The 12,198-nt window shown below is 35.1% G+C and carries 10 protein-coding genes; 8 read left to right on the forward strand and 2 right to left on the reverse strand.

Annotated elements, in window-relative coordinates:
• The first annotated feature begins 1 nt into the window (after position 1).
• Positions 2 to 394: a GtrA family protein gene (locus JDW14_04415; GenBank protein QQD66345.1), complete on the forward strand. Its 393-nt coding sequence runs from the start codon at positions 2 to 4 to the stop codon at positions 392 to 394.
• Positions 395 to 438: 44 nt separating this feature from the next.
• Here the strand turns inward: JDW14_04415 and JDW14_04420 are convergent, their stop codons facing one another.
• Both JDW14_04420 and cls read right to left on the reverse strand, forming a co-directional pair.
• Positions 439 to 1,122 carry a YjjG family noncanonical pyrimidine nucleotidase gene (locus tag JDW14_04420; protein QQD66346.1) on the reverse strand — a complete coding sequence of 228 codons (684 nt, stop codon included), beginning with the start codon at positions 1,120 to 1,122 and terminating at the stop codon, positions 439 to 441.
• A 240-nt stretch (positions 1,123 to 1,362) separates the two neighbouring features.
• Positions 1,363 to 2,937: a cardiolipin synthase gene (gene cls, locus JDW14_04425; GenBank protein ID QQD66347.1), complete on the reverse strand. Its 1,575-nt coding sequence runs from the start codon at positions 2,935 to 2,937 to the stop codon at positions 1,363 to 1,365.
• Between the two features lie 165 nt (positions 2,938 to 3,102).
• On the opposite strand from cls, the gene JDW14_04430 reads away from it, so the two are divergent.
• The 7 genes from JDW14_04430 to JDW14_04460 all read left to right on the forward strand — a co-directional run bounded on the left by JDW14_04430 (position 3,103) and on the right by JDW14_04460 (position 12,140).
• Complete coding sequence (locus JDW14_04430; GenBank protein ID QQD66348.1) at positions 3,103 to 3,498, forward strand: hypothetical protein; 396 nt, start codon at positions 3,103 to 3,105, stop codon at positions 3,496 to 3,498.
• A 16-nt stretch (positions 3,499 to 3,514) separates the two neighbouring features.
• Positions 3,515 to 4,084, forward strand: coding sequence for an endolytic transglycosylase MltG (locus tag JDW14_04435; GenBank protein ID QQD66349.1), 570 nt, complete (start codon positions 3,515 to 3,517; stop codon positions 4,082 to 4,084).
• Positions 4,085 to 4,283: 199 nt separating this feature from the next.
• Positions 4,284 to 6,401, forward strand: a complete 2,118-nt coding sequence (locus JDW14_04440) for a PBP1A family penicillin-binding protein (GenBank protein ID QQD66350.1) — start codon at positions 4,284 to 4,286, stop codon at positions 6,399 to 6,401.
• 200 nt (positions 6,402 to 6,601) lie between these two features.
• Positions 6,602 to 6,964 (forward strand): YlbF family regulator, encoded by a 363-nt coding sequence (locus JDW14_04445; protein ID QQD66351.1) that lies wholly within the window; start codon positions 6,602 to 6,604, stop codon positions 6,962 to 6,964.
• Between the two features lie 157 nt (positions 6,965 to 7,121).
• A complete protein-coding gene (locus tag JDW14_04450) occupies positions 7,122 to 8,381 on the forward strand; it encodes a DNA repair exonuclease (GenBank protein ID QQD66352.1) in 1,260 nt (419 codons plus the stop codon).
• Positions 8,371 to 11,193 (forward strand): AAA family ATPase, encoded by a 2,823-nt coding sequence (locus JDW14_04455; protein ID QQD66353.1) that lies wholly within the window; start codon positions 8,371 to 8,373, stop codon positions 11,191 to 11,193. The genes JDW14_04450 and JDW14_04455 overlap by 11 nt, the downstream gene beginning before the upstream one ends.
• A gap of 11 nt (positions 11,194 to 11,204) precedes the next feature.
• Positions 11,205 to 12,140 carry an HD domain-containing protein gene (locus tag JDW14_04460; protein ID QQD66500.1) on the forward strand — a complete coding sequence of 312 codons (936 nt, stop codon included), beginning with the start codon at positions 11,205 to 11,207 and terminating at the stop codon, positions 12,138 to 12,140.
• Positions 12,141 to 12,198 lie beyond the last annotated feature (58 nt).

A 12,198-nucleotide genomic window follows, 5' to 3' on the forward strand; every position in this document is an offset into this window, starting at 1 on the left:
GATGCAAAAATTAATTCAACAAATCGTTAAATTTGGGATTGTTGGTGTGATAGCTACTCTGATTGATTGGGCTATTTTCTATTTTTTATTTGGCACCTTTCATATATGGTATTTATTAGCTAAAACGATTGCTTTTGCGATTTCAACGATTTTTAATTATTACTTGAGTATGAAGTATGTCTTTGTTAGTCGCTTTGAGGCAAAAGAACGTTCAAGAGAGTTTCAATTATTTGTTTTGTTAAGTCTTATAGGACTATTGTTGACTTTAGGATTGATGTGGCTAGTGGTGGAATTACTAGCAATTAATCCAGCGATTGCGAATATTTTAGTTGCGATTGTCGTGATGATAACCAATTTTGTTTTACGAAAATTAGTGTTAGAAAAACGCAATTAAGCAAAAAGGAGAGAGCAAGTGTTAGCTCTCTCCTTTTTTTGTTATTAAAATAGTATTGCATCTAAGTCAGATAATGTTGTAATCTCGTAATCAATTTTATAGTTATCAGGAGCTGTGACTTGATTAGGATTCATCCAACAAGTCGTTAATTGTACATTATTCGCTCCCTGAATATCAGATGTTAAACTATCACCAATCATAATGGCACTCTTTAAGTCAAAGTTATTAATTTTTGCAAAACTCTGTAAGAAAAATTCAGCGTTTGGTTTGGGTACTCCTATCTTTTCGGAGATAAAAAGCTCGTCAAAGTAGGGCAGTAAGCCAGTTTTTTCTAAGCGTGCCAGTTGTGTATGATAGACACCATTTGATGCTGCATAAATCTTTTTGCCAGCTGCTTTTAATTTTTCTAATATTTCCAAGCTACCTGCAATTAAATCACCTGAAACAGTCAATTGATGTCGATAATAATCATCTAAATTCTCATCGGGTAGCGTATCTGTATAATCTTTGAAAAAATTAGGGAAACGTTGAGCTAACAGGGCATCTTTTGTAATTTTACCTAGTTCAAGGTCTTTCCACAGTGCAACATTGTATTGTTCAAATTGTTGAAACAGTTCATCACTATCGGTTAATCCAAGTTTTTCAGTTAAGGCTTTAAACGCAAAACGTTGACTCTTTTTAAAATCAAAGAGAGTGTCGTCTAAATCGAAAAAGATATATTGATACATAAAATCTCCTTTATTTTGATTGTCTGTGCTTGTACTAATTGGATAACGGCTCCAACGAGCTGAAATGACGTCCAACTTCACAAAATTTCTCTGTGTGTTTCACACACGCCGTAATTTTGCAAAGTGATTCATTTTAAAACGCTTGTTGTCAATTCCGGTTCGCTTGGGTTGACTTGACGTCCACTTCTAAGACCTTTTCTCCAGTGATTCAAGTCAGAACACCCTCGCTCATACTATTTTTTACATCAGTGGTGCGAATATTTTTAGTAGCCAGCCAGTCATTTTTTGTGTGAATGAAATTTTTCTTAATTTGTCATATAAGATTAATTCACTTTGTTGAATGGTTTGGTCAAAATCTTGTTTAATATCTTTAATACAAGGCACTTTATATAAATATGTCCCACATTCAAAGTGGTGATATAAACTACGATAATCTAAGTTAATTGTACCGACGACTGCGGTTGTGTCATCACTGATAAACATTTTAGCGTGCATAAAGCCTGGGGTATATTCATAAATATCAATTCCGGCATTTAACAAGGACGCATAGTGCGTTTTTGCAATGGCATAAGGTATTTTTTTGTCGGGAATACCAGGTAAGATAATTTTAACATCTACACCACGTTTGGCAGCGAATGTAAGGGCATTTTCCAATTCGCCGTCCAAGATGAGATAAGGTGTCATAATATATACATAATCAGTCGCACGATTGAGTATATCAATATAGACACTTTCGCCAACTTTATCATTATCAAGTGGTTCATCAGCATAGGGGATAAGGTATCCTTGTTCTTCTTGCTCGCATGGATACGATACTAAGTAAGGTTCAAAATTCAATTCTGATTCATTAATACTCCATAATTGTAAAAACATCAATGTATAACTTTTAACGGCATCACCTTTAACCATAATTGCTGTGTCTTTCCAGTGGCCAAAGGGGCTATTAATATTGATGTATTCATCGGCTAAATTAACACCACCATTAAATGCAGTCCGTCCGTCAATAACTAAAATTTTACGGTGGTCACGATAGTTATAATGCGTTGATAAAAATGGTGTAATCGGTGCAAATGTTTTACATTGAATACCTAAAGCACGAATGCGTTCTTCATAGTCTATTGGTACTTTTGTAAAGGCACACGTTCCGTCATACATGACACGCACTTCGACACCAGCTTTTGCTTTTCTAGCTAAAACATCTAAAATACGGCCCCACATTTCACCTTCTTGAATAATGAAATATTCTAGGAAAATAAATTTTTCAGCTTTTTCTAATTCTTTTAGCATAGCTTCAAATTTTTCTTCACCAGAAGCAAAATAGGTGGTGTGGCTCTGATTATAGACAGGATAATTACCATTTAAGCGTAGATAGCGAGCTAAACTAGCGACTCCGTCATTTTCTTGTTTGAGAGATTCCATTACATTCGGTTGTTGAACTAGCAAATATTCCGTCTTGGCAATGAGTTGATTAATACGTTTGACTAATAGTCGGTGTCCAATATTGCTTTGAGTATAGGCATATAAGGCTGCACCAAAGATTGGAAAGGCAGTAATTACGGCTAGCCAAGTTAATTTTGCAGTGTAATTCATTTGATTGTTGACAATGTATAGCCCAATAACGTAAGAAAATAAAATGGATAAACCATAGATATGTGGAGATAAGTCACTGAACCAGCTAAAAGCTGCTATAAAAAATAATATCTGTAAAAAAATTAATAGTATCATAATACCAATTCGGCTAAACAGCATTCTAAAAATACCTTTTCGGCCCTTATCTTTCACAAGATATAATGCTCGTGAACTTTTTGATTTCATATAATCTCCTTTCATAATTAAAGAGTATTTATAAGCTTATTATACTGGTATAACAATATTCTTTTCAACTCTAAAGAAAAATTAATCTGATTGTAATACCTTTTTATTGCAAACTATTGTGATTTTTCATAAAATAGTAAGAGATAAAGATGAAAGAGGTGCAATATGGATATTTGGATTTTAGTTATTGCTTTTCTAGCGATTGCAATAGTATTGTTAATTGCGTCATTTTACGCAAGTGATGATAATGAAGTGCTAGAACAATTAGAAAATTTACAAACTCAACATTCACAAGAATTGTTTGCAATCAAAACAAGAATTTCTGAGATTGAACAAGAATTAAGTGAACCGATGATGTTAAATTTTGGTGGACAAGATTCTGAACCAGTTGAAGAAGTTCCATTAGAAATCATTGAATTAAATGAAATTTCAGATTTAACAAAAGAAGAAGTAATTCGTTTGTATTCACAAGGATTCACAATGAAAGAAATTGCTAATGATGTTACCTTAAATGTTAAAACCGTTCAATTGATTGTCGACGATTACATTGAAAATCGTTAGAAAGGACGGAAAGAGTATGAATAAAAAAACATTAAAGACATTAGGGATTGCTTTTTTATTGGCAGCTATTTTCACGGGAGCCTTTGCGATTTTTGGACAAGGGCATGTACCAGTTTCAGGTATTAAAGTCAATTCGTTATTTAGTCAATCTCAATCAAATGATGAGGAATTGACTAAATATCGTGACCAGATTAGTAAGTTGCAAGAAGAAAAGGCGACTTTAGAAAAAGAGCGTGATTCGCTTAATGAGAAATTGACAAAAAATAATAATACATCATCAAGTAATTCAATTGCAGCAACAAATGGTAGCGAAACATCTACAAGTAGTGATAATTCATCTGAAACACCTAGCGAGCCAGCTAAAGTCGGAACCTTTACTGTTAACAGTGGTGAAGCGTCGTCTGAAATTGCGAGTCGTTTAGAGTCAGAGGGATTCATTAAGAGTGCAGCTGAGTTACAAGAGTTAATCTCTCAATGGGATTTAGATTCGAGAATAGTGGCAGATAGTTATGAATTAAATTCAGATATGTCTATTCATCAAATCGCAGAAATCATTACAAATGGTGCTTATTACTATATTCCGTAAAATATAGAATGTAGTAAACCATTACTTTAAATACAATTTTTGGGTATGAAGTTCTAATTAGAGCATGATTTGCTGCTAGAACTTTGTACCCAATTTGTTTTATCAAAGAAAATTCAAATTTTTCGCAATATTGTCATGATTTTTTCGAAATTTAATTATATGATAGAATGGAGAACGATTGAAAGGTGGTGTCACTGATATGAGAGCGAATCGAAAAGGCTGGCGACATTATTGGAATGGTATAAAAAATGTGTGGCGATATTATCGTGGTTGGAAGTGGCTTATATTTATTGGCATGAGTGTGACATTAATGATGTCATCTTACTTAGTTTTAATCGCAAAGACGACAAGTGTATCAACATTACAAGAAGCGTTAAGGTCACATACAACGATTTATGATAACAGTGATGAAATGGCTGGTTCACTTCAAGACCAAAAAGGAACTTATGTTAGTTTAGAAAATATTTCACCTGCAATGCGAGAAGTAGTTGTCGCAACCGAAGATAAACGATTTTATCAGCATAATGGGTTTGATATTGTCGGTATGGGACGTGCAGTTGTCCGTTTATTAGTGAATCGTAATACATCAGGTGGGGGAGGAAGTTCAATTACCCAGCAACTTGCAAAAAATGCGTTTTTAACGCTGGACCAAACAATTCAACGTAAGTTAAAAGAACTTTTTTTAGCCTTAGAAATTGAAAAGCAATTTACGAAAGATCAAATTTTAGAAATGTACTTAAACCATGCCTATTATGGTAATGGTGTATGGGGAATTGAAGATGCTGCGTTAAAATATTTTGGACATAGTGCCAATAGCTTGGATTACGCTGAAAGTATGGTATTAACTGGTATGCTAAAAGGGCCAAGTTTGTATAATCCAATCGATGATTATGAGGCTGCGATTAAACGTCGCAATGTAGTGGCTGATTTAATGGCGAGTGAGGGCATTGTTAGTCAAAGCGATGCAGAAAGTATTAAAGCGACTAGTATTAATGTGTATGACGGTTATTACGAAGACCCTAGTCACGAATATCCAGCATATTTTGATGCTGTGATAACAGAAGCAGTGAATAAAATTGGCATCCCAGAAGAAGATTTATTATCAAAAGGATATAAAATCTATACTCATTTGGATACTGCATATCAAAATGTATTAGACAATGCGTATACGAATCATTGGATTTTTGGTGATGACGGAACGGAACCAGTGGTTCAAAGTGCGAGTGTAGTCGTCAATCCAAGTAATGGTGGAGTTATGGCGATTTATGGTGGTCGAGGCGAATATACTTATCGTGGCTTTAATCGTGCAACGGATATGCATCGTTCACCGGGGTCAACGATTAAACCTTTAGCTGTTTATGTGACAGCGTTAGAGCGTGGTTATACCATTCACTCGAATGTTCCTGACGTTGTAAAAGGATATGGCACGAATAATTATGCGCCGGAAAACTATGACCGTCAAACAGCTGAAAGTGGTGAAGTACCATTATATTATGCATTGGCTCAAAGTAAAAATACGTCTGCTGTTTATTTAATGGATAAATTTGGAATTGATACGGCTGTGAATAAATTGTCACAATTTGGTATTTCATTGCCAAATGAAGATAAAGCCTTAACATTAGCTTTAGGTGCACTGCAAAAAGGGGTGTCGCCTGTTCAATTAGCGACTGCGTACGCAGCTTTTGCAAATGACGGAATTCGTTATGAGAGTAGTTTCATTCGTAAAATTGAAGATGCGAGCGGTAAGGTTGTCTACAATAATGAGCGTCCGACTAAGTATAAAGTTATGACACCAAAGGTTGCAGCTGATATGACGAGTATGATGTTGGATACTTATGGTGGCTATGGTACAGCTTATGGTGCTGGACCAGATGCTGGTTTAATTGCCGGTAAGACTGGTAGTACCGAAGTGAGTGAGGGAAATATGCAAACTCGTGACAAATGGATGGTTGGTTACACACCAGATTTTACGATTGTCACGTGGGTTGGTTTAGATAATGTCAATGACGGTAATCTCGATGAATTAATGCCGACAGGTATGGGGAAATTATTTAATATTCAGACAACTAATTTGATGTATAATTCCCCACAAACAAGTTTCTCAGTTGGCATGGCATCACAAATGACCGAAGATACGAATCAGTCGATTGCGAATAATCTTGACTTCTCAAATTTATTTTCAGATTTTGATTTTTCATCATTTTTTGATAATGCTGGTAATTGGTTGGGTGAGAAAGCTGGTAATTTGAGTGACGGTGCTGGTCAGTTACTGCATGATGTTCGAGAGTGGGCAAGTACTTTACAATGGCCATTTTAAACATTGTTGAGTAGCTGAAAGAATTTTATAAATATTTTTACATTTTCATTGTAGAAATGGCATGATTTTGTTATGATGATTAATAGAGATAGACAAACATTTGCGTGCGATTAATTGTCTAGTTAAATCGTTTTATAAGACAATTTAAGATTTAGAAGACATGCAAAAAATATAGTGAAAACTAGAATAAGGAGTAGTATATGTCACAAAATAATATTTACGATACAGCGAATCAATTAGAACGAGATTTAAGAAATTTGGATGCTTATAAAACATTAGTTAGTTCAATGAAAGCTATTCAAGAAGATGAAGCATCAAATGCTTTGTTTGAAGAATTTAAACAATTAACACAATCATTCCAAATGAAACAAATGACTGGCGAACAACCAACCGAAGAAGAAATTAAACACTATCAAGAATTTTCTGAAAAAGTAGTGGCGAATGAATCCATTAAAAAATTAATGGAGAGTGAACGCCAATTAAGTCAAGTGATGGAAGATATCAATCGTATTATTACAGTACCATTGCAAGAAGTTTATGCAGGTACAAAGGATAATGCGTAGTTGTTAAGGAGGAGTATTCAGAGATAGTTTAAGCTGTCTACTGTCTATTTCACTGAACAGGTGTTTTGTACCAACTGTATGTTAATCGGTTTACGATTTACGGCAGTTGGTATTTTTTAAGAAATCAGCGAAAAAATTTTAGAGGAGGAAAAGTCGCATGAAGATTTTACACGTTGCAGATTTACATCTTGATACACCCTTTGCTGGCATAGCAAAACAAGATGCGACTTTACAGCAAATGCTGATTCAAGCTCCATTTTTGGCATTTGAACGATGTGTTTCCATTGCGATTAATCAAGCAGTTGATGTAATGGTGATTGTCGGTGATTTGTATGATGCAACGAAACAAACCATTGCAGCTCAACACTTTTTTTATCAGCAGATGCTGCGCTTAAAGCAAGCTGAAATTCAAGTTGTTTTGTCGCATGGCAATCATGATTATATTGATTTAGAAAAGGTGTCACCAAAATATCCAGAAAATGTTTATGTATTTGCTGATGAAACGATTCGTGCATTTGATTTTACTAGTAAAACAGGTGAAACGGTTCGATTCTATGGGTTTAGCTACACTAAACGTTGGATTAAGGAACAAAAGGCAAAAGATTATCCTGTAAATCCTTATGAAACGGATTTTACTATTGGTTTATTGCATGGAAATGTCGAAGAACAAGGTAATTATGCCCCTTTTTCAGTAGGAGATTTGGTTGGTAAGCAATATGACTATTGGGCATTGGGTCATGTACATCAAGCAAAACTATTATCATCTGTGCCATTGATTCAATATTCAGGCACGATTCAAGGGCGTCATCGTCTTGAAATGGGAGATAAAGGTGCGTATATCATTGAATTAACAGCACAACAACCCGTTCGCAGTGAGTTTATTTCACTAGCTCCAGTTGTGTGGGAACAGGCAAGATTAGAGAGTCAATCGAATTGGCAAGTTATGGATTTGGTAAATGAAATTCGCCAAATTATTGATAACTATCGCAGTGAATCGATTGGTACACAACAATCTTATTTGGTGACAATCGAGTTAACACAAGCCCAACGTTTGAGTGAAGAAATTTTAGCAGCATTAGCGAGTAAAGAAGTTATGGATTTCTTTGAGCAAGATACGGATAATAGCCATTTTGTTCAAATTATCAAAATTATTCAATCGAGTGATGTGTCGTTACAAGTGTTCAATTATGATGATGAACTACAAGAAAGCTATACGCAAGCTATCTCGGAATTGGAAACTGGGACACTTTATCAAGACGTTATGAGTGAATTATTTCAGCATAGTCTATTGAAAAAATATCAGCACGCTTTGCAATTAGATGAGCATTTGAAGCATGAAATGAAGCAGTCTGCTAAAAATTTATTGGTGCAGACATTTGGTATGGAAGAGAAAGGTGGTGAAGTGGATGAGAATTAAGACCCTAGATATTTATGGATATGGAAAGTGGGTCAATCAGCAATTCGAAATTAGTGAGCAATTACAATTGTTTTATGGTGCAAATGAAGCAGGAAAATCCACTTTACAGTCTTTTATCCGTAGTATCTTATTTGGATTTCCAACGAAACGCAAACGAGTCAATCAGCAAAATAGGTATGAGCCAAAGCAGAGCGACCGATATGGTGGGCGTATTTTACTGGTGGATACGCCGTATGGTGATATTTGGATAGAACGGACATTGCAAGGTTTATCCATTCAATCTGCAAATGGTGATGTGTATGAACCGGAATTATTAGATACTTTATTGTCAGGACTTGATGAAACATTATTTGATACTTTTTATGCATTTAATTTGAAAAATTTGCAAGAATTAGCAAAACTCGATGCAGAACAAATGAATGATTATTTTTTGAGTATCGGAACAGTTGGGAGCGACCAATTTTTAAAAGGTGCTAAACAATTTGAAAAAGAATCGGATGATTTGTATCGACCACAAGGACATAGCCGTCCACTTAATCAGTTGTTAGTCGAGTATGATGAGTTAGCACAGCGAGTTGAAGAAGTAAAACGGACTTTATCTAAGTATGACCAATTAAAAATACAACGTGATGAAGAAATTGCTCAAATTCAAGCACTTGATGAGCAGATTAAGCAATTGGATTTGCAAATGCGTGAACAAGACAAGTTAATTGGTCGTTATGATAGTTATTTAAAACATCGTGCTGCCACTCGTGAATTAGAGGGCTTGGTTTATACGGATATTCCAGTAGCTTTTCCGGAGCAATTAAAAAATGCTTTAGCAGAAATGAAAAAAAATGAGCAGGAAATAGCCCAATTAAAAGAAAAAATTACGCTGATTGAGGGCGAAATTGGCACGATGACACGTTATAATTGGGCAGTGAATCATGAGACAGAACGTAAAAAATGGTGGGCAGAAACCCAACAGGCGAAAGAATTACAATCGAAAATTGAACAATTAATCGAACGTATCTCTGAGCAAAAAACACTGATGAATGAGTTAGCCATACGTGGTCAGTTCTATCCAGAAAAAGTTTCGCAAGAGGCAGAGTATTTGCAAAAGGTCGAAACAGGATTGAATTTACAGGCTCAAAAATTGGAGTTTACTAAGCAGGAAGAAAATTTAAAAGCTGAACGTAAAGTTTATATTGAGCAACGTAAAGAGCAGCAAAATTACAGTGCTATCGTTCGTTCACAAGTCGCAAAACTTGAAAATCAAAGAATGAATGAAGAAGCAATCCTTTTTGAAGAAACTAGTTTAAATCATTACTTTTTAGGAGCTTTATTTTTTGTAATTGGTCTTTTTATCGCTGTTAGCCAATTTATTGCACAACATGATGAGTTAACGGTACTGTTTTGGGTCGGTATTGTAGGAATCTTTATTGGGTTAGCAAGTCTATTATCGATTTTTTATAATCATCGTAAAAAGTTTAACCAATTTCATAATAGTCCGATTTTGAAGAAAATCCATGAGCTGCGTGAAAAGGATATCGCGTATCAAGAACAAAGCAAATTAGTAGGCATTCAAATTAATCAGCGTGAAGAAGCATTAGAAGCGATTGTGTTAGAGCAAAATAATATTGAGCATCTATTAAAACAGTGGCTCGTAGGCATTGGTTTTTATCCTACTGCGGATGCAGAATGGGTACTGAAAACTAATCCAGTAAAAACTTATTTTGATGCTAAAAAATTACATGAGAAATTTGAATTGGAAAAAGAAGAGTTAGAGCAAAAAATTACACAGTGGCTGATTTTACTACAACCATTCTTTGAGCGATTTCCACCGGAAGAAGATAGCACAAGAGCGAAAATAAGATTTGTGGAAGAAATTGAAGCACAATTAAAAGTAACGCAATTACGAGGGCAGTCATTAAAAGAAAAAATTAGTGATGCACAACAACAAATCGAGCAATTAGTCGGAGAAACTACTGCACATCAGCAATTAGTAAATGAGATTTTAAATCAGACGGAATGTCAAAATGAAGCTGAATTTTCACAAAAAGTTTTAATCAATGAGCGAATCGAAGAATTGAAAGAAAAACAGGTGCTCTATCAAGACCAAATGGCTGGTTTCGAAGAGGCATTGGCATTGGTAGAAAACAAGCAAACATTGGTAGAGGATTATAAGCGTTTAGAATCTGCTTTAGAGCAAGCTCGTCTTCAATTATCGCCACATCATACGCAACGAGCTAATTTAGAAGTGGAAATTCGCTACTTAGAGCAAGACGGCACATATCAAAGTTTAATGCAGCAATTAGCGAATAAGAAAGAAGAAATTCAACGAGCTATTTTAATGTGGGGAACGAAACGTTTAGCGATGAATATTATTTACAAAACATTGCGACATGGAATTGATAATCCAGTGTCAACGATTGTTGAACGAGCGAATCAAATTTTTGAGCAATTAAGTTATGGTCGCTATAACCAAATTAAGTTGAATCAAACAGGTGTGAAAGTCATGCAGTTTAGTGGAATTTTATTTGAGCTACATGAACTTTCTCAAGGAACATTGGAGCAACTATATGTTGCCTTACGATTGGCATTTGTAGAAAGTGCTACGGCAATGGTAAAATTACCAGTAATGATTGATGACGCATTTGTTAATTTTGATGAATATCGTAAGACAAGTATGTACCAAGTTTTATTGGCGTTCAGTAAAACAACGCAAGTATTGTTCTTTACATTTGACCCACAAGCGAATGAAACATTTGCAGAGTTACCAGTCATCAAATTAGAGGAATCAATCGCTATTTCAGGAGAGGAGGTAAATTAGTGAGCTATTTATTGAAAGATGTTCAAGTAGGAGAAGAATTTGCATTATTTGTATTATTAAAGAGTGCAGATGTACGTGTTGCAAAAAATGGTAATCCATTTATCGCATTTAGTTTTCAAGATTCGTCTGCTACGATTGAAGGAATGTATTGGTCAGCGACTGAGGAAGAAATAGATCGCTTTAAAGCTGGACGTGTTGTCTTTTTACGTGGAGAAAAAGATTTATATCAAGGTAAGCCACAAGTAAAAATTAAGCAAATTCGTTTAGCTGAAGCAGGTGAGCCGGATGATCCTACTTTATATGTTGAACATATTGGTGTAAAACGTTCCGAAATTGAGAGTGAGATTAATGAAGCTATTTTTCTGATAAAAGAACCAAATATTATTCGAGTCGTACATAAAGTTTTGAAAATGGTGGATGAAGATTTCTATGTCTTTCCAGCTGCAAAACGTCATCATCATGCAATGGCTGGTGGCTTAAGTTTCCATACAGTTTCGATGTTGCGTATTGCACGTGCTTTGCTAAAAATTTATCCAGACCTTAATGCCAGCCTGTTAATTTCTGGTGTGATTTTACATGATATTGGGAAAACGATTGAGTTGAGTGGAGCGATTTCGACAGAATATACGTTAAAAGGCAAGTTAATGGGGCATTTAGTATTGATGAGTGAGCTAATCGACCGTGCTTGTACGGAGATTGGTATTAATCCTGAAATGGAATCCATTATTTTGCTAAAACATGTTGTGCTAGCGCATCATGGTAAACTGGAGTTCGGTAGTCCAGTTGTCCCACAAATTTTAGAAGCTGAATTGGTACATCAAATCGATTTAATGGATGCTAATATCAATATGATGTTAACAGCTGTCAATAAAGTTGAAGGTGGCGATTATTCAGAACCAGTTTATGCATTAGACAGACGCCAATTTTATAAACCAAAATTTAAATAAATAGTGCGACAATGAGCGCTTTGAAATGAACCACTGGAGAAAGTTTCCGGATGTGTGA

The sequence above is a fragment of the Aerococcaceae bacterium zg-252 genome (assembly GCA_016237705.1).
GTDB lineage: Bacteria > Bacillota > Bacilli > Lactobacillales > Aerococcaceae > Globicatella > Globicatella yangjingiae.